This window comes from Streptomyces sp. NBC_01077 (genome assembly GCF_045162855.1).
GTDB lineage: Bacteria > Actinomycetota > Actinomycetes > Streptomycetales > Streptomycetaceae > Streptomyces.
The window spans coordinates 3,095,720-3,118,306 of record NZ_CP108669.1 but is presented as its reverse complement, the minus strand read 5'-3'; the positions used below and the strand labels follow the sequence as shown (position 1 = coordinate 3,118,306).

General features: G+C 71.0%; 21 protein-coding genes and 1 riboswitch. Of the genes, 15 read left to right on the top strand and 6 right to left on the bottom strand.

What is annotated here, in order from left to right; all coding sequences use genetic code 11:
* Positions 1-2: 2 nt before the first annotated feature.
* Positions 3-404: a hypothetical protein gene (locus OG462_RS13905; RefSeq protein WP_406057741.1), complete on the bottom strand. Its 402-nt coding sequence runs from the start codon at positions 402-404 to the stop codon at positions 3-5.
* Between the two features lie 202 nt (positions 405-606).
* Between OG462_RS13905 and OG462_RS13900 the strand changes: the two genes are divergently transcribed.
* The 6 genes from OG462_RS13900 (at position 607) to OG462_RS13875 (ending at position 7,839) form a co-directional block, all read left to right on the top strand.
* Positions 607-1,227: a heme-copper oxidase subunit III gene (locus tag OG462_RS13900; RefSeq protein WP_406057740.1), complete on the top strand. Its 621-nt coding sequence runs from the start codon at positions 607-609 to the stop codon at positions 1,225-1,227.
* 74 nt (positions 1,228-1,301) lie between these two features.
* Positions 1,302-2,111: a c-type cytochrome gene (locus OG462_RS13895; RefSeq protein ID WP_406057739.1), complete on the top strand. Its 810-nt coding sequence runs from the start codon at positions 1,302-1,304 to the stop codon at positions 2,109-2,111.
* On the top strand, positions 2,108-3,160 hold the full coding sequence (locus OG462_RS13890; protein ID WP_406057738.1) for a Rieske 2Fe-2S domain-containing protein: 1,053 nt from the start codon (positions 2,108-2,110) through the stop codon (positions 3,158-3,160). Before OG462_RS13895 ends, OG462_RS13890 begins: the two co-directional genes overlap by 4 nt.
* Entirely contained in the window at positions 3,157-4,779 is a 1,623-nt protein-coding gene (locus OG462_RS13885; RefSeq protein WP_406057737.1) for a cytochrome bc complex cytochrome b subunit, read from the top strand. Before OG462_RS13890 ends, OG462_RS13885 begins: the two co-directional genes overlap by 4 nt.
* A 132-nt stretch (positions 4,780-4,911) precedes the next feature.
* Positions 4,912-5,976, top strand: a complete 1,065-nt coding sequence (trpD, locus tag OG462_RS13880) for an anthranilate phosphoribosyltransferase (protein WP_406057736.1) — start codon at positions 4,912-4,914, stop codon at positions 5,974-5,976.
* Between the two features lie 82 nt (positions 5,977-6,058).
* Positions 6,059-6,175, top strand: a riboswitch (SAM riboswitch).
* Between the two features lie 236 nt (positions 6,176-6,411).
* On the top strand, positions 6,412-7,839 hold the full coding sequence (locus OG462_RS13875; RefSeq protein ID WP_406057735.1) for an aminotransferase class V-fold PLP-dependent enzyme: 1,428 nt from the start codon (positions 6,412-6,414) through the stop codon (positions 7,837-7,839).
* Positions 7,840-7,910: 71 nt separating this feature from the next.
* On the opposite strand, the gene OG462_RS13870 is transcribed toward OG462_RS13875, so the two are convergent.
* Complete coding sequence (locus OG462_RS13870; protein ID WP_406057734.1) at positions 7,911-8,192, bottom strand: Lrp/AsnC family transcriptional regulator; 282 nt, start codon at positions 8,190-8,192, stop codon at positions 7,911-7,913.
* Positions 8,189-8,923, bottom strand: coding sequence for a rhomboid family intramembrane serine protease (locus OG462_RS13865; RefSeq protein ID WP_406057733.1), 735 nt, complete (start codon positions 8,921-8,923; stop codon positions 8,189-8,191). The genes OG462_RS13870 and OG462_RS13865 overlap by 4 nt, the downstream gene beginning before the upstream one ends.
* A gap of 158 nt (positions 8,924-9,081) precedes the next feature.
* On the opposite strand from OG462_RS13865, the gene OG462_RS13860 reads away from it, so the two are divergent.
* The 5 genes from OG462_RS13860 to OG462_RS13840 all read left to right on the top strand — a co-directional run bounded on the left by OG462_RS13860 (position 9,082) and on the right by OG462_RS13840 (position 14,570).
* The gene (locus OG462_RS13860) at positions 9,082-9,324 is read left to right on the top strand and encodes a hypothetical protein (RefSeq protein WP_030314394.1); all 243 of its coding nucleotides are present in this window, start codon (positions 9,082-9,084) and stop codon (positions 9,322-9,324) included.
* 33 nt (positions 9,325-9,357) lie between these two features.
* Positions 9,358-10,722: an NYN domain-containing protein gene (locus tag OG462_RS13855; protein WP_406057732.1), complete on the top strand. Its 1,365-nt coding sequence runs from the start codon at positions 9,358-9,360 to the stop codon at positions 10,720-10,722.
* Positions 10,723-10,979: 257 nt separating this feature from the next.
* Positions 10,980-12,029 (top strand): NlpC/P60 family protein, encoded by a 1,050-nt coding sequence (locus OG462_RS13850; RefSeq protein ID WP_406057731.1) that lies wholly within the window; start codon positions 10,980-10,982, stop codon positions 12,027-12,029.
* Positions 12,030-12,229: 200 nt separating this feature from the next.
* Positions 12,230-13,240 (top strand): NlpC/P60 family protein, encoded by a 1,011-nt coding sequence (locus OG462_RS13845; protein WP_406057730.1) that lies wholly within the window; start codon positions 12,230-12,232, stop codon positions 13,238-13,240.
* A gap of 103 nt (positions 13,241-13,343) precedes the next feature.
* Positions 13,344-14,570, top strand: a complete 1,227-nt coding sequence (locus tag OG462_RS13840) for a hypothetical protein (protein WP_406057729.1) — start codon at positions 13,344-13,346, stop codon at positions 14,568-14,570.
* On the opposite strand, the gene OG462_RS13835 is transcribed toward OG462_RS13840, so the two are convergent.
* On the bottom strand, positions 14,567-15,109 hold the full coding sequence (locus tag OG462_RS13835) for a helix-turn-helix transcriptional regulator (protein ID WP_406057728.1): 543 nt from the start codon (positions 15,107-15,109) through the stop codon (positions 14,567-14,569). The genes OG462_RS13840 and OG462_RS13835 overlap by 4 nt on opposite strands.
* Here OG462_RS13835 and OG462_RS13830 point away from each other — a divergent pair.
* Complete coding sequence (locus OG462_RS13830) at positions 15,020-16,546, top strand: MATE family efflux transporter (protein WP_406057727.1); 1,527 nt, start codon at positions 15,020-15,022, stop codon at positions 16,544-16,546. The two genes, OG462_RS13835 and OG462_RS13830, sit on opposite strands and share 90 nt — an antisense overlap.
* Here OG462_RS13830 and OG462_RS13825 read toward each other — a convergent pair.
* Complete coding sequence (locus OG462_RS13825) at positions 16,507-17,781, bottom strand: glycosyltransferase 87 family protein (RefSeq protein WP_406057726.1); 1,275 nt, start codon at positions 17,779-17,781, stop codon at positions 16,507-16,509. The genes OG462_RS13830 and OG462_RS13825 overlap by 40 nt on opposite strands.
* 88 nt (positions 17,782-17,869) lie before the next feature.
* Between OG462_RS13825 and OG462_RS13820 the strand changes: the two genes are divergently transcribed.
* On the top strand, positions 17,870-19,012 hold the full coding sequence (locus tag OG462_RS13820) for a glycosyltransferase family 4 protein (protein WP_406057725.1): 1,143 nt from the start codon (positions 17,870-17,872) through the stop codon (positions 19,010-19,012).
* Positions 19,013-19,128: 116 nt separating this feature from the next.
* On the opposite strand, the gene OG462_RS13815 is transcribed toward OG462_RS13820, so the two are convergent.
* Positions 19,129-20,925: an AMP-dependent synthetase/ligase gene (locus OG462_RS13815; RefSeq protein ID WP_406057724.1), complete on the bottom strand. Its 1,797-nt coding sequence runs from the start codon at positions 20,923-20,925 to the stop codon at positions 19,129-19,131.
* Between the two features lie 256 nt (positions 20,926-21,181).
* Here OG462_RS13815 and OG462_RS13810 point away from each other — a divergent pair, with 256 nt between their 5' ends.
* Both OG462_RS13810 and OG462_RS13805 read left to right on the top strand, forming a co-directional pair.
* Entirely contained in the window at positions 21,182-21,949 is a 768-nt protein-coding gene (locus OG462_RS13810; protein WP_406057723.1) for a metallophosphoesterase, read from the top strand.
* 89 nt (positions 21,950-22,038) lie between these two features.
* Entirely contained in the window at positions 22,039-22,482 is a 444-nt protein-coding gene (locus OG462_RS13805) for an SRPBCC family protein (protein WP_383861691.1), read from the top strand.
* Positions 22,483-22,587 lie beyond the last annotated feature (105 nt).

The window sequence follows — 22,587 nt, the reverse complement described above, 5'->3', positions numbered from 1 at the left end:
GCTCACGCGTCGATCGACAGGCGCGAGCGGATCAGGGACGCCAAGGACGCCGCGAACTCGACCGGTTCCACCGGAAGGGTGACCGCGGCGTCCGCACGGCTCCAGGTGGCCAGCCAGGCGTCCTGCGGGCGGCCGATGAGCAGCAGCACCGGCGGGCACTGGAAGACCTCGTCCTTGATCTGCCGGCAGACACCCATGCCGCCCGCGGGCACCGCCTCGCCATCCAGGACGCACACGTCGATGCCGCCCTCGTCCAGGCGCTTCAGCACCGCCGGCAGGGTCGCGCACTCCACGAACTCGACCGGGGGGACGTCCGACGCGGGCCTGCGCCCGGCCGCCAGCCGTACCTGCTCGCGGGTGTTCGCGTCGTCGCTGTAGACCAGGACCGTGGCACTCGACTGCATCGTTCCTCCGGCTGGGAAGGCGGGTGGGTCGTCGTCGACCGATGCGCGGATGCTACTCCGGTCCACACCCCGTCAACACCCGTTCAACACCTGTTCGAAGGGCGCCCGGGGGGCCTCGCGCTGGGCCGTTCGGGCTGGACACACCCCTCTGACACTCCGAACGGCACCCCCCGGAGTGAGGGCGGGATAAGCGACCGACATAATGTCGGTCGTGGCGACAGTAACGACAGTAGAAACAGGGCACGCGCACCCGTCGGTCAATCGACCGAACCTCACCAGCGTCGGAACCATCATCTGGTTGAGCTCCGAGCTGATGTTCTTCGCGGCCCTCTTCGCGATGTACTTCACCCTGCGATCGGTGATGGGAGCCGAGTTCTGGGCGGAAAAGGCCTCGGCCTTGAACTTCCCGTTCTCGGCTACCAACACCACGATCCTGGTGCTCTCCTCGCTCACCTGCCAGCTCGGCGTCTTCGCCGCGGAGCGGGGCGACGTGAAGAAGCTCAGGTCGTGGTTCATCATCACGTTCGTGATGGGTTCGATCTTCATCGGCGGCCAGGTCTTCGAGTACACCGAGCTGGTGAAGAAGGACGGCCTCTCGCTGTCCTCGGACCCGTACGGCTCCGTGTTCTACCTGACCACCGGCTTCCACGGCCTGCACGTGACGGGCGGTCTCATCGCCTTCCTGCTGGTCCTCGGCCGGACGTACGCCGCCAAGAGGTTCACTCACGAGCAGGCAACCGCCGCCATCGTCGTGTCCTACTACTGGCACTTCGTCGATGTCGTCTGGATCGGCCTCTTCGCCACGATCTACATGATCAAGTAATCGGCGCCGCCGACACGGCGGACCGAGACATCCAGCAAGCATCGACGCAGAAGATCCTGACACCGGGGTAATCCGTGAAAAAGCTCTCCGCACGACGACGCCATCCGCTGGCGGCGGTCGTCGTCCTACTTCTCGCGCTGGCGGCCACTGGGGGGCTGTACGCCGCGTTCGCGCCCGCGGGCACGGCGAAGGCCGATGAAACCGCCCAGTCCCTCGCCATCGAGGAGGGCAAGAAGCTCTACTCCGTCGGCTGCGCCAGCTGCCACGGAACCGGCGGTCAGGGCACCACTGACGGCCCCTCCCTCGTCGGCGTCGGTTCGGCCGCCGTCGACTTCCAGGTCGGCACGGGTCGCATGCCGGCCCAGCAGCCGGGCGCCCAGGTCCCGAAGAAGAAGGTCATCTACTCGCAGGCTGAGATCGATCAGCTCGCGGCGTACGTCGCCTCTCTCGGTGCCGGTCCGATCACGCCGACCGAGGGCCAGTACAGCCCTGACGGCGCTGACATCGCCAAGGGCGGCGAGCTGTTCCGCACCAACTGTGCCCAGTGCCACAACTTCACCGGTGAGGGTGGCGCGCTGACCTACGGCAAGTACGCCCCGAACCTCGAAGGCGTGAGCCCGAAGCACCTCTACGAGGCCATGCAGACCGGCCCGCAGAACATGCCCTCCTTCCCGGACACGACCATGCCGGAGAAGGGGAAGAAGGACATCATCGCGTACGTCCAGGCCGTCAACAGCGACAAGGCCGACAGCCCGGGCGGTCTCAAGCTCGGTGGCCTCGGCCCCGTCAGCGAGGGCCTGTTCGCCTGGGTCTTCGGTCTGGGCGCGCTGATCGCAGTTGCCATCTGGGTCGCGGCCCACACCGCTAAGGCCAAGAAGTCATGAGTAGCCAAGAGATTCCAGAAGAGAACCTGCCGGCAGGGCAGGACACCGCGCACGGCGCGGTGAAGGTCGCCGACGACCCGTTCGCCGACCCGGGGCTCCCGCCCCACAAGCCCCGCATCCAGGACATCGACGAGCGGGCCGCCCGTCGGTCCGAGCGCGCGGTGGCGTTCATGTTCACGCTGTCGATGCTGGCCACCGTCGGCTTCATCGCCTCGTACGTGATCTTCCCGGTCGACAAGATCGTGTACATCTGGCCCTTCGGCCGGGTGTCCGCGCTCAACTTCGCACTGGGCTGGACCCTGGGCCTCGCGCTCTTCTTCATCGGCGCGGGAGCGGTCCACTGGGCCCGCACCCTGATGTCCGACGTCGAGATCGCGGACGAGCGGCACCCGATCGCGGCCGACGCCGAGACCAAGGCGAAGGTCATGTCGGACTTCGCGGCCGGTGCCGCCGAGTCGGGCATGGGCCGCCGCAAGCTCATCCGCAACACGATGTTCGGCGCGCTGTCTCTCGTCCCGCTCTCCGGCCTCGTGCTGCTGCGTGACATGGGCCCGCTGCCCGAGAAGAAGCTCCGGACCACCATGTGGGCCAAGGGTCTTCAGCTCATCAACATGAACACGAACGAGCCGCTGCGTCCCGAGGACGTCGCGGTCGGTTCGCTGACCTTCGCGATGCCCGAAGGCCTCTCGGAGCACGACCACCACTTCCAGGTCGAGATCGCCAAGGCCGCCCTGATGATCGTCCGGATCCAGCCGGAGGACATCAAGGACAAGCGCGAGCTCGAGTGGTCGCACGACGGCATCGTCGCCTTCTCGAAGATCTGCACCCACGTGGGCTGCCCGATCTCCCTGTACGAGCAGCAGACGCACCACGTCCTCTGCCCGTGCCACCAGTCCACCTTCGACCTCTCCGACGGCGCCCGCGTCATCTTCGGCCCGGCCGGTCACGCCCTCCCGCAGCTGCGGATCGGCGTGAACGACAAGGGCTTCCTGGAGGCGCTCGGCGACTTCGACGAGCCCGTCGGTCCTGCCTTCTGGGAGCGCGGATGAGCACCGTGACCGATTCGAAGAAAGCACCCGCCGGTGAGCGGGTCGCCGACTGGGCCGACGGACGCCTGGGGATCTACACGCTGGCCAAGGCCAACATGCGGAAGATCTTCCCGGACCACTGGTCCTTCATGCTGGGCGAGATCTGCCTCTACAGCTTCCTCATCATCATCCTGACGGGCGTCTATCTGACGTTGTTCTTCCACCCGTCGATGAACGAGGTGGAGTACGTCGGACCGTACGTCCCGCTCCAGGGACAGCTGATGTCCGAGGCGTTCAACTCGACCATGCACATCTCGTTCGAGGTGCGCGGTGGTCTGCTCATCCGGCAGATCCACCACTGGGCGGCGCTGATCTTCCTCGCCGGCATGTTCGTGCACATGATGCGCGTGTTCTTCACGGGCGCGTTCCGCAAGCCGCGTGAGATCAACTGGCTGTTCGGCTTCCTGCTGTTCTTCCTGGGCATGTTCACCGGCTTCACCGGTTACTCGCTCCCGGACGACCTGCTCTCCGGCACCGGTGTCCGCTTCATGCAGGGCGCGATCCTGTCCGTGCCGGTCGTCGGCACGTACCTGTCGATGTTCCTGTTCGGCGGGGAGTTCCCCGGCGGCGACTTCGTGGCCCGGTTCTACTCGGCCCACGTCCTGCTGCTGCCCGGCATCATGCTCGGCCTCGTGGTGGCCCACCTCATCCTGGTGTTCTTCCACAAGCACACGCAGTTCGAGGGCCCCGGCCGTACGAACAAGAACGTCGTGGGCATGCCGCTGCTGCCGGTCTACATGGCCAAGGCCGGAGGCTTCTTCTTCCTGGTCTTCGGTGTCATCGCGGTCATCGCGGCGATCGCCTCGATCAACCCGATCTGGGCCATCGGCCCGTACCGTCCGGACCAGGTGTCCACCGGCGCCCAGCCCGACTGGTACATGGGCTTCGCCGAGGGTCTGATCCGTGTCATGCCGGGCTGGGAGATCAACCTCTGGGGCCACACGCTGGTCCTGGGCGTGATGATCCCGCTGGCGATCTTCCCGGCGGTCCTGGCCGCGATCGCGGTCTACCCGTTCATCGAGTCCTGGATCACCGGCGACAAGCGCGAGCACCACATCGCGCAGCGTCCGCGCAACGCTCCGACGCGCACCGCCTTCGGTGTCGCCTGGATCACCGCGTACATGATCATGCTCGTGGGTGGTGGAAACGACCTCTGGGCGACCCACTTCCACCTGTCGCTCAACTCGATCACCTGGTTCGTGCGGATCTTCTTCTTCCTCGGCCCGGTCATCGCGTTCATCGCGACCAAGCGGATCTGCCTCGGCCTCCAGCGCCGCGACAAGGACAAGGTGCTGCACGGACGCGAGTCCGGCATCATCAAGCGCCTGCCGCACGGTGAGTTCGTCGAGATCCACGAGCCGCTCAGCCAGGGCGAGAGGCACCGCCTCACCGCGCACGAGCAGTACGACGCGGCGGAGCTTCCGCCGGCCGTCGACGAGAACGGCGTGGAGCGCAAGGTCGGGCGCATGGAGAAGCTCCGGGTCAAGCTCAACAAGGGCTACTACGGCGACGACAGCCAGATCGCCAAGCCCACGGCAGAGGAGTACAAGGAGATCCAGAGCGGCCACGGCCACCACTGATCACCTCGCACCTCTGACTTACGACAAGTCGCCACGGCGAGAGCCCCGTCCATTCGATGGACGGGGCTCTTTGCCGTCCCCGCGGGTCGATAGGGTGGAGCCCTAGCCGTTACGGACTCACCAGGAGCTGCCATGAGCGCTGCGACCCCCGCTGGAGGACCTACGTCGGCGGGCCGCTCCTGGCCCGTCCTGCTGAACGGGCTGCTCGACGGCAGGGACCTGTCCGCCGACGACACGGCCTGGGCGATGGACCTGATCATGAGCGGCGAGGCGACCGACGCACAGATCGCCGGATTCATGGTGGCGCTCCGCGCCAAGGGCGAGACCGTTCAGGAGATCACCGGTCTCGTACGGACCATGTACGAGCACGCCAACGTGATCGAGGTACCGGGCCCCGCCGTCGACATCGTCGGCACCGGCGGCGACGGCGCCAAGACGGTGAACATCTCCACGATGGCGTCGATCGTGGTCGCCGGAACGGGCGCGAAGGTCGTCAAGCACGGCAACCGCGCCGCGTCCTCCGCCTCCGGCTCCTCCGACGTCCTGGAGAAGCTCGGCATCAACCTGAACCTGACCCCGCAGCGGGTCGTCGAGGTCGCCGAGGAAGCCGGCATCACCATCTGCTTCGCGGTGAAGTTCCACCCTTCGCTGCGGCACGTCGCCGCCGCGCGCGGTCAGCTGGGCATCCGTACGACCTTCAACGTCCTCGGTCCGCTGACCAACCCGGCCAAGGTACGGGCCCAGGCCGTCGGGGTCGCCGACCCGCGCATGGCGCCGATCGTGGCCGGGGTCCTCGCCGAGCGCGGAAACTCCGCCCTGGTCTTCCGCGGCGACGACGGACTCGACGAGCTGACGACCACCACGACCTCCCGGGTGTGGGTGGTCCGGGACGGGGGCGTCACCGAGGAGCGCTTCGACCCGCGGGACGTCGGTATCGACCTCGTCCCCCTGGAGGCCCTGCGCGGCGCCGACGCCTCGTACAACGCCGACGTGGCCCGCCGGCTGCTCGCGGGCGAGACCGGTCCGGTACGGGACGCGGTGCTGCTCAACGCGGCCGCGGCGCTCACCGCCCTGGAGCCCGGCACCGGCACCCTGGCGGAGCGGCTGAGCGCGGGCATCGCGAAGGCCGCCGAGTCGATCGACTCCGGCGCGGCCCTCCGGTCCCTCGAGCGCTGGATCGCCGCCAGCAACGCGTAGCGATCGTCCCGACGTGTGACCCCGGTCCAGCATGCGGACCGGGGTCTTGTGCTTCGTCGATCATGTGGCAGGATGCTCTACAGGTCACGAGTGACAGCGTTTTGGCCCCGGCTTGCTGTCCGGCAACCCTCCGTCCGTGGCGGGGTGCCCCGGGTGATGACCAGGCCGTAGGCAGCGAGGTCTACGGCAAGCGCGGACCCCTCGAACACCAGGGGTCCTGGTCTCTCGAGGAGCTTTTTCCGTGAGCAAGCGAATGCGATAGGGCGAATACGCCCCTTCTTCACCCTCGGATCATCGGATCAGGGTCACTTCCGCGTACCCGCGTGTACTGCCGTGCCCTCCCATGTCCTCCGAGGCCTCACCCGTACCCCGCCGTGTCCGGCCGCGTACGGGATCACCGAAGCCATTCAGCACCGCCCGCCGGGAGATACCGCCATGTCCGCACGCCCTGACGCCGCCATCGCCGTCGCCGAGTCCGCCGCCGTCGTGACCGCGACCGCCGAGACCGCCGCCGAGTCCGCCGACCCCTGCTGCGCCGCCCCGCTGCCCGTCCTCGGCCGGGACGTCACCGTCCCGCTCGTCACCGGCGGCGAGGTGACCTACGCGGCGCTCGACTACGCGGCCAGCGCCCCGGCCCTCCAGCGGGTGTGGGACGACGTCGCCGCCTACGCCCCCTACTACGGCAGCGTCCACCGCGGCGCCGGGTACCTCTCCCAGCTCTCCACCGACCTCTTCGAGAACAGCCGCGCCACCGTCGCCGAGTTCCTCGACTGCCGCCCCGGCGACCAGGTCGTCTTCACCCGCTCCACCACCGACTCGCTCAACCTGCTCGCCGCCACCATCCCGGCCGGCTGCGAGGTCTTCGTCTTCGAGACCGAGCACCACGCCTCGCTCCTCCCGTGGCGCGACGCCCGCGTCACCTACCTCAACGCGCCGCGCACCCCGGAGCAGGCCGTCGCCACCCTGGAGCGCGCCCTCGCCGACCGCGACCCCTACGGTCCCGCCCTGGTCTGCGTCACCGGCGCCTCGAACGTCACCGGTGAGCTGTGGCCGGTGAAGGAGCTCGCCGCCGCCGCGCACGCCCACGGTGCCCGGATCGTGCTCGACGCCGCCCAGCTCGCGCCCCACCACCCGGTCTCCGTCCAGGACCTCGACGTGGACTGGATCGCCTTCTCCGGGCACAAGCTGTACGCGCCCTTCGGCTCCGGCGTCCTCGCGGGCCGCGCCGACTGGCTCCAGGACTCCGAGCCCTACCTCGCGGGCGGCGGCGCCTCCCGCAAGGTGGCGCGTCGGGCCGACGGCGGTGTGGACGTGGAGTGGCACACCACCGCGGCCCGGCACGAGGCCGGCTCCCCGAACGTCATCGGCGTGTACTCCATCGCCTCCGCCTGCAAGGCGCTGACCGAGGCCGGCTTCGACCAGCTGGTCGCCCGTGAGCAGCACCTGATCGACACGGTGCGCGCCGGCCTCGCCGAGGTGCCCGAGGTCAAGGTGCTGTCGCTGTTCGGCGACGACGCCCCCCGCGTCGGCGTCATCTCCTTCGTCGTGGAGGGCTGGAACAGCTCCCACTTCGCCGCCGCGCTCTCCGCCGAGTACGGCATCGGCGTCCGCGACGGTCTCTTCTGCGCCCACCCGCTGGTCCGCACGCTGCTCGGCAGCGACCCGCAGGACCCGGGCGAGTGCGGCGCCCCCGAGGCGGCGCCCGGTGAGCGCTCCCTGAACGCCATCCGGGTGAGCTTCGGCGCCGGTACGCCGGACGAGCACGTGGAGCGGTTCGTCGGCGCCGTGAAGGAGCTCGTCCGGGACGGCGCCCAGTGGAAGTACCGTACCGAGGACGGCCGCTGCGTCCCCGACCGCGGCTGAGCACTCACTCGTACGGGTGAAGGGGGCCTCCCGAGCGGGAGGCCCCCTTCACTCTTGCCGTGTACGAGGTCTCAGGACTCCAGACCGATGGCGAAGGCCGCCTCCAGATCGTGCTGGGAGTACGTACGGAAGGCGACATGCGTGTCCGTGGCCTCGACGCCCGGGATCTTGCTGATGCTGCCGGGGATCACGTCCGCCAGGTCGTCGTGACGGGGCACGCGGACCATGGCGATGAGGTCGTAGGTGCCGGTCACCGAGAAGACCTCGCTGACGCTGTCGAGCGCGGCGATCGCCTCGGCGATCTCGGGGATGCGGTCCACGCTGGTCTTGATGAGCACGATCGCGGTGATCACGGCTGGCTTTCTCCCTCGGTCGCCGCGGCTTGGGCTTTCACTCTATCCCCACCCCGGTAGCGCCCCCAGGCGTAGAGGAAGCCGACGGAGAAGCCCACCACATGGGCCAGATAGGCGACGCCGGGACCGGCGCCCGCCGCCCGCGCGGCCAGCCACTGCAGCACGAACCAGAAGATCAGCACGATCCAGGCGGGGAAGCGCAGCGGCAGAAAGAAGAGGAAGGGGAAGAGACTGGTGACCCGGGAGCGCGGGAAGAGGAAGAGAAAGGCCCCGAGCACCCCGGAGATCGCCCCGGACGCCCCGACCAGGGTCTGCTCACTGTTCGCGTGGGCCACCGCGTACCCGAGCAGCGCGAGGTAGCCCGTGCCCAGGTAGAAGAGGGCGAACTCGACGGGACCCATGCGCTCCTCGGCCATCGCCCCGAAGACGTACAGGAACAGCATGTTTCCCAGCAGGTGGAGCCAGCTGCCGTGGACGAAGAGCGCGGTGAACGGGGTGAGCAGGGCGCGGGGCTCGCCGCTCATCAGCTCGGCGGGGACGACGCCCCAGCGACGGAAGTACGCGCCCTGCGCCGCGAGGAGTTCGTCCCCGACGCCGTACGCCGGGTTGAGTCCGGAGACCGGGCCGATCACGAAGAGCAGACAGCAGGCGGCGATCAGTCCGTACGTCACCGTGGGTCCACCGCGGGCGCCCCGCCAGGCTCCGAGGGCCGACCCTCGCCAGTCGATCATGGACAGATCATCGCGTACCGGGGCCGAACTGGACAGAGTGCCTCGCCGTGCCCCCGCGTACCGGTGAGGCCGTAGGGTAACGGGCAGTACGACCGCAGTTCGACGGCGCACCGCGGCTCCCGCACCTGGTACCACGCAACAGGAAGAAGGACGGCACGATGACGACGGTTCCCCTGCCGACCGCCGACACCCGGTGGCGCTGCACGCTCTGTGGCAACCTGACCCGCTTCGACGTGACGCGCTCCTCCAAGGTCGTCGAGTACGTCCATCTGGACCTCGCGGGAGACCCGACGGTCGAGGAGCGGCAGGTGGTCAGTGAGACCATCGAGTCGGTCCGCTGCCGCTGGTGCAACGCGGTGGACCAGATCGAACTGGTGGACAGGCCGGGCGCCGCTTCCTGAGGGACGGCGCGGACGACATAGGGGTGACGGATCGTGGAGCAGCCCGCGCACGGTGGAGAGCCGACCGGCGCGGCAGGTGACGCTGCCGAGGCGCTCGACCACCCACTGCCGGAGGGCGTACGGCGGCGGGTCGTCGCGCTGGTCGCCGACGCCTTCGGCGGGCTGACCGTCGCGGAGCTGCCCGCGCCCCTGAGGCAGTACGCCCGGTTCACCGCGACCCGGCGGGCCAAGTTCGCCGGCAACGCGATGGCGGCCGCCCTGGAGAGCGACCCGCTGTTCCGGCAGCGGATCGGCGAACGGTTCAAGCAGGGCCAGCCCGAACTGGCCGGAGCCGTCGAGACCGGCATCCCGCCCGCCGCCGCCGACCCCGTCGACGTGGCGGCGGCCGCCTATGTGCTGCGCCCGCCCGGCTGGGTCAAGCTCGTGGCCGCCGCGGGCGAGGAGGCCCAGCGCGTCGACGCCGAGCGGGCCGACGAGGCGGGCCGGCGCGAGCTGGAGCGGCTGCGCGAGGAACTCGCCGTCGCCCGGGACCGCTCGCGCGGCGAGACCGAGCAGCTGCGCCACGACCTCGAAGCGGCCCGGAAGGAAGCGGAATCGCTTCACCGCAAGCTGCGCAGCGCCCAGAGCGACGTCAAGCGCGGCGAGGCCGCGCTGCGCCGGGTCCAGGGCGAGATCGATGTCGCCAAGGCGGAGGCGGCGGCCCAGGTGTCGTCCGCCGAGAGCGAGAGCCGTCGGCTCAAGGCCCGGCTCGGCGAGGTCGAGGCCGCCCTGGAGGCGAGCCGCAGGACCGCCCGCGAGGGGCGTTCGGTGGAGGACATGCGGCTGCGGCTGCTGCTGGACACCGTCCTCGACGCCGCCCAGGGGCTGCGCCGTGAACTCGCGCTGCCCCCCGTGTCGGTGCACCCGGCGGACACCGTGGACGCGGTGGAGCCGGGGCGGATGTCCCCGAAGGACATCGCGGCGCGGGCGCTCTCCGAGACCGACCCGGCGCTGCTCGACCAGCTTCTCGCACTGCCGCAGGCCCATCTCGTCGTCGACGGCTACAACGTCACCAAGACCGGCTATCCCACGATGCCGTTGGAGAAGCAGCGGCTGCGGCTGCTCGGCAGCCTGTCGGCCCTCGCGGCCCGCTCGGGCGCCGAGGTCACCTGTGTCTTCGACGGGGCGGAGCTGGCGGCCCCGGTGCTCCTCGCGCCGCCGCGCGGGGTGCGGGTGCTGTTCTCCAAGCCCGGCGTGACGGCCGACGAGTTGATCCGTCAGCTGGTACGGGCGGAGCCGCCCGGTCGGCCTGTCGTGGTGGTCTCCACCGACCGTGAGGTGGCTGACGGGGTGGCGAAGGCGGGTGCGCGCCCGGTGGCGTCCGCCTTGTTGCTGAAGCGGCTTTCGCGGCTCTCGTGACGCATCGCAACTCCTGGGTCTTATGCCCGAATTCTGGAGGGCAGACCGTCAAGTGCCCATCACTGCCCGTGCGGTGTGTGTAAATTAAGTGGTCCGTGAGCGATATTTTTGCCAGTGGGATTTGAACTGATCACAACTTGGTCACTAGGGTCGGGCATCGAACCTTCGCGCGGTTGATCACCCATCCGGGGTGGCGGCGGAGGAACCGCCTGCCCCTTACCGGTTGGGCGGCTCTGAGGAAGAAGGAGCTCGCCTTCGTGGCGTCCCACCGTCGACCCAAGCAGCCGAGCCGCATGCGCGTGACCGTGCTCACCGCGACCGCGGCAGCAGCCGTCGCTCTCACCGCCCAGACCGGTGCCCAGGCGGCCCCCGCCAAGCCCTCGATCGACGAGGTCAAGTCGAAGGTCGACAAGCTGCACCACGAGGCCGAAGAGGCCATCGAGCAGTACAACCAGGCCGAGGAGCGCCGCGGGAAGCTGCAGGAGGAGGTCGGCAACCTCCAGGACAAGGTGGCCCGCGGGCAGCAGGAGCTCAACACCCTGCGCGACCAGATCGGTTCGGTGGCCAGCGCCCAGTACCGCTCCGGCGGCATCGACCCGGCGCTCCAGCTCTTCCTCTCGGCGGACCCGGACACGTACCTCGACAAGGCGTCCGCGATCGACCAGCTGAGTGCCCAGCAGGCCGACGTCCTCACCTCGATCCAGTCGAAGCAGCGCAGCCTCGCGCAGCAGCGCGCCGAGGCCACGACGAAGCTCGCCGACCTCGAGGACGTCCGCAAGGCCCTCGGTGCCAAGAAGAAGAGCTACCAGGGCAAGCTGGCCGACGCGAAGAAGCTCCTCAACACCCTCACGGCGGCCCAGCAGGCCAAGCTGGAGCAGGAGGAGCGGGCGAAGGAGCAGCGGGCCAGCCGCGCCGCCGGCGAGCGCCTCGACCTCGGCAACGAGGCCCCCGCGTCCGGCTTCGGCGCCGCCGCGCTCAGCGCCGCCGCCACCCGGGTCGGCATGCCGTACGACCCCGGAGCGGAGGGCCCCGGCTCGTTCGACTGCTCGGGTCTGACCCAGTGGTCCTACGGCAAGGCCGGTGTCAACCTCACGCGCACCACGTACACCCAGCAGAACGACGGCACGAAGATCGGCCGCAGCCAGCTCAAGCCGGGCGACCTGGTCTTCTTCAACGGCCTGTCGCACGTGGGCCTGTACGCGGGCAACAACACGATCCTGCACGCCCCCAAGCCGGGCGCCTACGTCCGCTACGAGTCCATGGACTACATGGGCACGTTCCAGTTCGGCGTCCGGATCGGCGGCTGACCCGCCCCGACGCGACCCGCGCCGCCATGCCGCCCAATCGGGTGGTTCGGCGCGACGCAAGCTGACCTGACGCCCCGCCGGTGACCTGTGATCTCCGGCGGGGCGTCACTTTGTGTGCCCGGCGGCTTCGTTGGACGCGGAGTGATCAGCGGCTACTGTCTGCCGCGCCAGTCTGCGTCGAGCCGAACGGAGCGCGATTCGTGGCGTCCCACCGCCGACCCGCCAGGGTCACCGTCCTCACCGCCGCCGCGGCCACCGCGGCGGCGTCCCTCGGGGCCGTCCCCGCGAGCGCCGACCCCGGGGCCGGACCCGCGGCCACCCGTGCCACGGTCGACCGTCTCTTCGAGGAGGCCGAGAAGGCCACGGAGGGCTACAACCGGGCGGACGAGAAGGCGGACGCGCTGCGCCGGACGGTCTCCCAGGCCCAGGACGGTCTCGCCCGGGGCCAGGAGCGCATCAACCGCATGCGGGGCGCGCTCGGTTCGGTCGCCGGCGCCCAGTACCGCTCCGGTGGCATCGACCCCGCCCTCGCCCTGCTGCTCTCCTCCGACCCGGACACCTACCTCGACCGGGCCTCCGCGCTCGACCGGGTCACGGCCCGGCAGGGCGCCGCGCTCGGCGAACTCCAGCGGGAGCAGCGCCGGCTGAACCAGAAGCGGTCCGAGGCCCGTACGGCCCTGGTCGAGCTGGAGCGCAGCCGGGCCGAGGTCGCCCGCCACAAGCGCGTCGTCGAGGGCAAGCTCGCCGAGGCCCGCCGGGTGCTGGCGAGCCTCACCGTCGAGGAGCGCGCCGACTTCGACCGCGTCTCCCGCTCCGGCGGGCGCGCGGAGGAGCTGCCGCCCATGGCCGACGTCGCCCCGGGCTCGTCGCGGGCCGCCGCCGCGGTGATCGCCGCCCGCAGCGCGATCGGCAAGCCGTACGTGTGGGGGGCGACCGGCCCCTCCGCCTTCGACTGCTCGGGCCTGATGGTCTGGTCGTACGGGCAGGCCGGGATCAGCCTGCCGAGGACCTCCTCCGCGCAGCGGTACGCGGGCCGGCAGGTGCCGCTCGCGCAGGCGCAGCCCGGGGACCTGGTCACCTACCGCGGCGACGCCAGCCATGTGGGGATCTACGCGGGCAACGGGCAGGTCATCCACGCTCCCTACCCGGGCGCGCGGGTGCGCTACGACCCGGTGAACATGATGTCGCACGTGACGGTGACCCGGGTCTGACCCGGGTCTGACCCGGGTCCTGGCCGGGCCTTGGGCGGGTTCGCCCCGGGTCCGACCCCGTACCGGAAGCAGGTCGTGCCGTTCCGACCGTACGATCGGAGGCGTGGCAGGTCAGGGGTGTGGAGCGCGGAGGCCGGCGACGGCCTGCCTGGCCGCCCTGCTGCTCGTGCTCGTGGGGCTCGTCGGCTGCGGTACGCGGGTCGAGCCCGCCGACACGGCGACCCGGGAGATACAGGCGCTCCTCGACCGGCACGCCAGGGCGCTCCTCGACCGTGACAGGCCCGGCTACCTGGCCGCCGTCGACCCTGTGTACGCCCCGACCGCCCTCACCGTCTTCAAGCGGCTCGCGACGGTTCCCGTCGACGGCTGGACGTACCGGCTCACCGGGGTCGACCACACGGCCGCCGACCGCGTCACCGTCCGTGCCGAGCTCGGCTACCGGCTCAAGGGCCACGACAAGCGGCCCGCCACCGGCGACCGGGTCCTCGACCTGACCGAGCGGGCCGGACGCTGGTACGTGACCGGTGACCGCCCGGCGCAGGGTGCGCCCCGGCACCTCTGGGAGCAGGGCGACGTCGCGACCGTCCGGGGTGCCCACTCGCTCGTCCTGGGCGTCGGGCAGCAGCCCGAGCGGCTCCGGGAGATCGCCGCTGCGGCCGACCGGGCCGTCCCCGTCGTCTCCGCCTCCTGGCCCGCCACCTGGGCCCGTGACGTGGTCGTCCTCGTCCCCGGGTCGCTGGAGGGGATGGGGGAGCTCCTCGGGGCGCCGGGCAGCTCCTACCGGGGCATCGCCGCCGTCACCACGGGGGAGACCCGGGGCGGCGCGGACGCGCCCGCGGACCGGGTGATCGTCAACCCGGAGGCGTACGGGGTCCTCGGCGAGTTCGGCCGGCAGCTCGTCCTCACCCACGAGACCGTCCATGTCGCCACCCGCGCCGCCACCACCCCGTCGACCCCGGTCTGGCTCTCCGAGGGCTTCGCCGACTGGGTCGCCTACCGCGACGCCGACCGCACCCCGGCCCAGGCCGCCCCCGAGCTGCGCCGCGCGGTCCGCGCGGGCGAGCTGCCCGCCCGGCTCCCCGAGGACCCCGACTTCGCCTTCGGCGGGGACGCGGAGGCGCTGGCCCGGGCGTACGAGGGCGGCTGGCTCGCCTGCGCGCTGATCGCGGACCGCTGGGGCGAGGCGAAACTGACGGACTTCTACCGGGCGGTGGGCGCGCACCCCGGCCGGGAAGGCGCGGTGGAGAAGGCCCTCAAGGAGGTGCTCGGCACCACCCCGGAGGAGTTCACCGCCGACTGGCGCGCCTCTCTGCGGGAGCGGCTCGGCTAGCGCCCGTCCGGTGGGGTGTCCTCGAGTTCGGCCAGGGCCTCCGTCAGCCAGGCCTTCTCCGCCGTGCCCGTCGCACGGGCGATGCGCAGCATGCCCTGGCGAAAGAGATCCGGCTCCCGCTCGGCTCTGACCGGGGTCCCGTCCTCGTAGAAGAAGCTGGCCGGGGTGTTCAGGAACTCCTGGCGGCGCCGGAGCACGGCCGCCTGGTCCGCCGGGTCGGGGAGGTGGCCCAGGAAGGCGAGCAGGGTGAAGAAGCGCTGCCCGTCGGTGATCTCGGCGTCCTTCGGGGCGCGCAGCCGGGCGAGCAGCTCCCGGCGCCCCTCGGGGGTGAGGGAGAGCGTCCGGCGTGGGGCCGCGCTCGCGCCCGGCTCCGTACGGCTGTCGACCAGGCCGTTCTTCACCAGGCGGGTGATCGCCGGGTAGAGGGCGCCGTCGCTGACGGGGCGCACATGGCCGCTGAGACCGTGGATGCGCTCCTTCAGCTCGTACCCGTGCAGCGGCTTCTCGTACAGGAAGCCCAGGATCGACAGCTCCAGCACGGGGTGTCCTCCTTCGCGCTTGTCGTCGGACCGGTCGTCATGTTACTTCTTTTCGATGTACCTCTAATCGAGGTACATCGAAAAGAGGGGGGACTCTTTCGTATGTCCGCGTCCGCGCACCGTCGCACGCTCGTCCGGCTCGCCCGCCCGGTCTATCTCGAACTCCTCGCCGGAGTCGCCGCCGGCATCATCAACATGGTCTGGGTCGCCCGGCTCGGCGGGGACGCCGTCGCGGCCGTCGCGGTCGCCACCAACGTCGAGAACCTGCTCCTCGGCGTCGTCCTCGTGGCCGGCTCCGGCACCACCGTGCTCGTCGCCCGCGCCCGCGGCGCCGCCGACCCGGGGGCCGTCCGCGCCGCCGTCCGGGGCGGCGCCGTCCTCGGCGCCCTGCTCGTGCCGCCCGTCGCCCTCGGCGGCTACCTGCTCCGCGAACCGCTCGCGGCCCTGCTGTTCGGCGGCCCGGACCACCCCGCCCACGCCCTGGCCACCGCCTACTTCGCGATCTCGCTCCCCGGCACGGCCGTCTTCTTCGCCATGAACGTGCTCGACGGGATCCTCAAGGGCGCGGGCGACACCCGCACGCCCATGAGGCTCGCCTTCCTCGCCAACGGACTGATCCTCGTCCTCGACCCGCTGCTCATCCACGCGTACGGGGTGCAGGGCGCCGCCCTCGCCACCGTCACCGGCCGGGCCGTCGCCCTCGCCGCCGGGCTGCTCGCCCTGCGCCGCAACCCCCTGCTCAAGGCCGCCCGCGCGGCCCGCCCTGCCGAGCGGACCGCCGCCGCACTGCGCCGTACCGCGGTCACCGGACTGCCGATGGGCGTCGACTTCGCCGTCCGGATGGCGGGGGCCCTCGCACTCGTCTCCGTCGTGGCCCGGCTCGGCGTGACCGAGATCGCCGCCTACGGCATCGCCACCAAGGCCATGTACGTCGCGACCATGGCCTTCTACGCCGTCCGCCAGGCCGCCGCCATCCACAGCGCCCATCTGCTCGGGGCAGGCCACGACGAACGCCGGGCCGTCGGACGGCAGGCCCTGCTGCTCGGCGGGATCCTCGGCACCGGCTCCGCGGGAGCGCTGTTCCTCGGCGCGGGACCCGTCATGGGGGCCTTCGGCGCCGACTCCGCCGTGGCGGAGGCGGGCGCGCTCTTCCTGCGCTGCCTCGGCCCCTACCTGCTGCTCATGGCCGGGTACATCGCGCTCGCCGGGGTCTTCGAGGGCACCGGAGCGAGCCCGTACCTCGCCCGGATCACCGTCGCGGGCGTCCTCGTCCAGCTGCCGCTCGCGTACGGCCTCTCAGGTCTCGGACTGCCCGGCATCTGCCTGGCCATGGCCCTCGCCATGGCGGCCCAGTGCGCGGCACTGGGCCTGCTGCACCGTCGTACGCTCGTCGCTTCTCAGCGGGAGCCGGACAGGACCTTCTCGCGCTCCGGCTGAGTCGCCTGCGCGGGCACGACCGCGGACCCGGCGAGACGCGGCTCCGTCACCGTCTGCTGCCACAGGATGCGGCAGGCGATGACCGTGGCGGCTATCAGGAGGCCGTTCCGGGTGAACAGCACCGCGATGCCCAGCGGATCGCTCCGGGTCACGTGCGAGAACCACACCGGGAACTCGAACTGCGTCACCGCCGCCGCCCACACGATCAGATGCGCCGGCCGCTCCATCCGGCTCGACCGGTACGCGAGACACACCGCCGCCAGGCCGACCAGCCACAGCATGTACTGCGGGGACAGCACCCGGCTCGTCGTGGTGAAGAGCAGCACCGCCACGAAGCCCGCGTCCGCGACCGTCGACGAGGTGAAGCGGCGCGCCTTGAACCGCCAGAGCAGCAGCCAGCCGAAGGCGACGAAGGTGAGCAGCATCGCGGCCGTCGAGACCGTGGAGACGTACGGGCCGAGGAACTCGATCGAGCCGTAGTTCATCTGGGCCTCGCCGCTCCAGCCGAAGTGCCGGGCCACGTGGAAGACCATCGCGCCCAGCGACTCGACCTCGGTGCCCCGGTCGCGCTGGAAGGACAGGAAGGCGAGGGCGCCCGGCATCCACAGCACGCAGAACAGCAGCACCGCGGCCGCCGCGCCCACCGCCACGGGCCAGGAGCGGAAGGTCGCCCGGCCCTTCGGGGTGCCCGCGAGCAGCAGCGCCGGCCACACCTTCAGGACCGCGCCGAACCCGGCGAGGGCGCCGAGGACCCGCGGGCTCCGGCCGGCCGCGAGCAGCGCCGCCACCGCGACGGCGGTCACCATCACGTCGTACCGGGCGTACACGGTCGGGCCGAGCAGTGCGACGCCCGCGATCCAGATCCAGGCACCACGCAGCGAGCGGCCGGCCCGGCGGCCCGTGTGGAGGAGCAGCCCGAAGACGAGCGCGTCACACAGGAAGGCGAGTATGAAGAAGGCGGCCGAGTAGCCGAGGAAGGGCAGCAGTCCGGGGGCGAGGATCGCGAACGCTGCGGCCGGCGGGTACTGCCAGGTCACGTCGTCCAGCGGATACGTGCCCGTCCGCAGGACCTCGTACCAGCCCTGGTAGATCTCCTCGATGTCGAACGTGATGTCCGGTCCGGGGATGACCACGACCTTGAAGACGCACAGCAGAAGGACCACCCGGGTCAGGGCCCAGAGGCCGACCGGCAGTCGCAGACCCGTGCGTGACCACTTCCCCACTGCGCCCGTCATCACTGGCTCGTCCTTGTCCTGTCGGCCCGCTCACGCGGGGGAGTGGTGGTGCTGGGCGGTGGGTGCGCTCGCGGTAGATTCGGCCACGATGCACAAGACCCTGATCGTAACCAACGACTTCCCGCCGCGTCCCGGCGGAATCCAGGCCTTCCTGCACAACATGGCTCTCCGCCTGGATCCCGAACAGATCGTGGTCTACGCCTCCACCTGGAAGCGCAGCCGCGAGGGAATCGAGGCGACGGCCGCGTTCGACGCCGAACAGCCTTTCACGGTCGTCCGGGATCGCACCACCATGCTGTTGCCCACACCTCGGGTCACCGCCCGTGCGACCGCGCTCCTGCGCGAGCACGGCTGCGAGTCCGTGTGGTTCGGAGCGGCCGCGCCGCTCGGCCTGATGGCCCCCGCGCTGCGCAGGGCCGGCGCCCGGCGCCTCGTCGCCACCACGCACGGCCACGAGGCCGGCTGGGCCCAGCTGCCCGCCTCCCGGCAGCTGCTGCGGCGGATCGGCGAGGGCACGGACACGATCACCTACCTCGGCGAGTACACCCGCTCCCGGATCGCGGCGGCCCTCACACCCGCCGCCGCGGGCCGGATGGTGCAGCTGCCGCCGGGCGTCGACGAGAAGACGTTCCACCCCGACTCGGGCGGCGCCGAGGTCCGCGCCCGCCTCGGGCTCAGCGACCGCCCGGTGGTCGTCTGCGTCTCCCGGCTCGTCCCGCGCAAGGGCCAGGACACCCTGATCAGGGCCATGCCGCAGATCCTGCGCCGGGTTCCGGACGCGGTCCTCCTGATCGTCGGCGGCGGCCCGTACGAGAAGGACCTGCACCGCCTCGCCGCCGAAACCGGCGTGGCCGGATCCGTACGCTTCACCGGGGCCGTCCCGTGGTCGGAGCTGCCCGCCCACTACGGGGCCGGCGACGTCTTCGCCATGCCCTGCCGCACCCGGCGCGGCGGCCTCGACGTCGAGGGCCTCGGCATCGTCTACCTGGAGGCCTCCGCGACCGGCCTGCCGGTCGTCGCGGGCGACTCGGGCGGCGCCCCCGACGCGGTCCTCGACGGCGAGACCGGCTGGGTCGTCCGCGGCGAATCCGCCGAGGACACCGCGGACCGCGTCACCACCCTCCTCCTCGACCCCGAACTCCGCGCCCGCATGGGCGAGCGCGGCCGCGCCTGGGTCGAGGAGAAGTGGCGCTGGGACCTCCTCGCGGAACGGCTCAAGGAGCTGCTGTAGGTCCAGCCGCCGGAGGCCCGGAGAAAGGGCACGGAGGCACGGAGGCACGGAGAACGGCCGAAGGCCCGGAGCGACATCGCTCCGGGCCTCCGGCCGTACGTACGTGACGTCCGGGATCAGGCCCGGTAGATCGCCTCGATCTCGTCCGCGAAGTCCTTCGCCACCACGTTCCGCTTCAGCTTCAGGGACGGGGTGATGTGGCCCGCCTCCTCCGTGAACTGGGCCGGGAGGATACGGAACTTGCGGACCGACTCCGCCTTGGAGACCGCCGCGTTGCCGTCGTCGATCGCGCGCTGGACCTCCGCCATCAGGTCCGCGTCGTCGCGCAGGGTGGCCGCCGTCGAGCCCGTCGGCTTGCCGTGCTCGGAAGCCCAGCGGCCCAGGAACTCCTCGTCGATCGTGACGAGCGCGCCCACGAAGGGGCGACCGTCGCCGACCACCATGCACTCCGCGACCAGCGCGTGCGCCCGGATCCGGTCCTCGATGACCGCCGGGGCGACGTTCTTGCCGCCCGCCGTCACCAGGATCTCCTTCTTCCGGCCGGTGATCGCGAGGTAGCCGTCCTCGTCGAGGGTGCCGATGTCGCCCGTGTGGAACCAGCCGTCCGCCAGCGCCTCGGCCGTCGCCGCCTCGTTGTTCCAGTACCGCGAGAAGATGTGCTCGCCGTGCAGCAGCACCTCGCCGTCGTCGGCGATCCGCACCACCGAGCCCGGCAGCGGCTGGCCGACCGTGCCGATCTTCTGCCGGTCCCAGGGGTTGAACGCCGTCGCCGCGCACGACTCCGTCAGGCCGTAGCCCTCCAGGACCGTGAAGCCGATGCCCCGGAAGAAGTGGCCGAGCCGCTCGCCCAGCGGCGCGCCGCCCGAGATCGCGTACTCGCCACGGCCGCCGAGCACCGCCCGCAGCTTGCTGAAGACCAGCTTGTCGAAGATCTTGTGCTTCAGCTTGAGGCCGAAGGACGGGCCCTGCGGGGTGCTCAGCGCCCTGCTGTACGCGATCGCCGTGTGCGCGGCCTTGTCGAAGATCTTGCCCTTGCCGTCGGCCTGCGCCTTGGCCCGAGCCGAGTTGTAGACCTTCTCGAAGACCCGGGGCACGCCCAGGATCAGCGTCGGCCGGAACGAGGCCAGCTCGTCCGTGAGGTTCTTGATGTCCGGGACGCAGCCCAGCCGGATCGGCGCCATCACGGACGCGATCTCGACGAGCCGCCCGAAGACGTGCGCGGCCGGCAGGAACAGCAGCACCGAACACTCACCGGTACGGAAGAGGGGCTTCAGCCGCGCCACCACGTTGCCGCACTCGGCGAAGAACGCCCGGTGGGTCAGGACGCAGCCCTTGGGGCGGCCCGTCGTGCCCGAGGTGTAGACGATCGTCGCCGGGTCGTCCGCGTTCGCCGCCGACATCCGCTCGTCGAGCAGCTCGTCGGACACGTCCGCGCCGGTCGCGGTGAGCTGAGCGACCGCGTCGTCCTCGATCTGCCAGACGCCCTTCAGCTCCGGCAGGTCCGCCCTTACGGACTCCACCGACTCCTGGTGCGCCGCGCTCTCGACGAGCACCAGCGTCGCGCCCGAGTCGCCGAGGATCCACTGGATCTGCTCCGGCGAGCTCGTCTCGTACACGGGCACGGTCACGCCGCCCGCGCTCCAGATCGCGAAGTCGAGGAGCACCCACTCGTAGCGCGTGCGCGACAGCAGCGCGACCCGGTCGCCCGGCTCGACGCCGGCCGCGATCAGGCCCTTGGCGGCCCCGCGGACCTCCGCGAGGAACTGCGTCGCGGTCACATCGGTCCACACGCCGTCGACCTTGCGGCCCATGACCGCGACATCTGGGTGCTGGGAGGCGTTGCGGCGGATGAGATCCGTCAGATTGCCGTCCGCGGGGACCTCGTACAGGGCCGGAAGGCTGAACTCGCGCAAGACTGCTGCTCCTCATCGGGCGCCGGCGCCACGGCTCTGTGTGATGCACCGGTGAAGTCCAAGAACTGGCAGGTGCTCCGTGGGGGTGAGCACGACTGGACTGCCCGGACGTTACCCATCAGTACATGGTTCCGGATAGGGGGTTCCGGCCAGATGTTCCGTGCGTCACACATGTGTGACGGTGCTCTCCGCACAGTAATCCACAGGTTTCCCGACTCGGAAGTAACCGCAGGTGACACCCCCTAAGGTGGGGCCCATGCGAGTCCATGTGGTCAGTGACGTGCACGGCAACGCCGGAGACCTCGCCAGGGCGGGGGACGGGGCCGACGCCCTCATATGCCTGGGGGACCTGGTCCTCTTCCTCGACTACGCCGACCACAGCCGCGGGATCTTCCCCGACCTCTTCGGTGTCGAGAACGCCGACCGGCTCGTCGAGCTGCGCACCGCCCGCCGCTTCGAAGAGGCCCGTGACCTGGGCCGCCGTCTCTGGGCCGAGCTCGACGTCGACCGTGAGACCGCGATCGAGGGCGCGGTCCGCCGCCAGTACGCCGAACTCTTCGCCGCCTTCCCCACCCCCACGTACGCCACCTACGGGAACGTCGACATTCCCCGCTTCTGGCCCGAGTTCGCCGGACCCGGGACGACCGTCCTCGACGGCGAGCGGGTCGAGCTCGGCGGCCTCGTCTTCGGCTTCGTCGGCGGCGGCCTCCGCACCCCGATGCGCACCCCGTACGAGATCTCCGACGAGGAGTACGCGGCGAAGGTCGAGGCCCTCGGCGACGTCGACGTCCTCTGCTCCCACATCCCGCCGGACGTGCCGGACCTGACGTACGACACCGTCGCCCGCCGCTTCGAGCGCGGCAGCCGGGCCCTGCTCGACGCCATCCGGCGCACCCGGCCCCGCTACGCCCTCTTCGGCCACGTCCATCAACCGCTGGCCCGGCGGATGCGGGTCGCCTCGACCGAGTGCGTGAACGTCGGCCACTTCGCCTCGACGGGCAGGCCCTTCGCGCTGGAGTGGTGACGGGCCCCGCGTCACAGCGCGATAGCCTTCCGTCGGCACGTCTGTGCCCTTTTACTTCCGCCGGACCGCACAGTGGAGGAGCCACCACGATGGCCGAACACACCAGCTCGAGCATCACCATCGAGGCGGCACCGGCCGACGTCATGGGCGTGATCGCCGACTTCGCCCGCTACCCCGAGTGGACGGGCGAGGTGAAGGAGGCCGAGGTCCTGGAGACCGACGACGCCGGCCGCGCCGAGAAGGTCCGGCTGCTCCTCGACGCCGGCGCGATCAAGGACGACCACACCCTCGCGTACACCTGGACCGGTGGCAACGAGGTCAGCTGGACGCTGGTCAAGTCCCAGATGCTCCGCTCCCTCGACGGCTCCTACCGGCTCGCCCCGGTCGGCGGCGGCGACCGCACCGAGGTCACCTACCAGCTGACCGTCGACGTCAAGATCCCCATGCTCGGCATGATCAAGCGCAAGGCGGAGAAGGTCATCATCGACCGGGCCCTCGCCGGCCTGAAGAAGCGCGTCGAGTCGGGCGCGTAGCACCTCCCCCGCGGGCTGCGTCCACACGAGCCGTTGAGGGCCGCGCCCACACCGGAGGATGACCTCCGCCCCCACCCGCCGTGTGGGCAATCGTCCCTCCCCCCG

Excerpts from the sequence above, each read along its gene's own strand:
- OG462_RS13820 (WP_406057725.1), top strand. The coding sequence starts at position 17,870 with ATGCACAAGACCCTGATCGTAACCAACGACTTCCCGCCGCGTCCCGGC.
- trpD (WP_406057736.1), top strand. The coding sequence starts at position 4,912 with ATGAGCGCTGCGACCCCCGCTGGAGGACCTACGTCGGCGGGCCGCTCC.
- OG462_RS13805 (WP_383861691.1), top strand. The coding sequence starts at position 22,039 with ATGGCCGAACACACCAGCTCGAGCATCACCATCGAGGCGGCACCGGCC.
- OG462_RS13865 (WP_406057733.1), bottom strand. The coding sequence starts at position 8,923 with ATGATCGACTGGCGAGGGTCGGCCCTCGGAGCCTGGCGGGGCGCCCGC.
- OG462_RS13810 (WP_406057723.1), top strand. The coding sequence starts at position 21,182 with ATGCGAGTCCATGTGGTCAGTGACGTGCACGGCAACGCCGGAGACCTC.
- OG462_RS13890 (WP_406057738.1), top strand. The coding sequence starts at position 2,108 with ATGAGTAGCCAAGAGATTCCAGAAGAGAACCTGCCGGCAGGGCAGGAC.
- OG462_RS13900 (WP_406057740.1), top strand. The coding sequence starts at position 607 with ATGTCGGTCGTGGCGACAGTAACGACAGTAGAAACAGGGCACGCGCAC.
- OG462_RS13885 (WP_406057737.1), top strand. The coding sequence starts at position 3,157 with ATGAGCACCGTGACCGATTCGAAGAAAGCACCCGCCGGTGAGCGGGTC.
- OG462_RS13830 (WP_406057727.1), top strand. The coding sequence starts at position 15,020 with ATGGCCGCTGAGACCGTGGATGCGCTCCTTCAGCTCGTACCCGTGCAG.
- OG462_RS13860 (WP_030314394.1), top strand. The coding sequence starts at position 9,082 with ATGACGACGGTTCCCCTGCCGACCGCCGACACCCGGTGGCGCTGCACG.
- OG462_RS13905 (WP_406057741.1), bottom strand. The coding sequence starts at position 404 with ATGCAGTCGAGTGCCACGGTCCTGGTCTACAGCGACGACGCGAACACC.
- OG462_RS13825 (WP_406057726.1), bottom strand. The coding sequence starts at position 17,781 with ATGACGGGCGCAGTGGGGAAGTGGTCACGCACGGGTCTGCGACTGCCG.
- OG462_RS13875 (WP_406057735.1), top strand. The coding sequence starts at position 6,412 with ATGTCCGCACGCCCTGACGCCGCCATCGCCGTCGCCGAGTCCGCCGCC.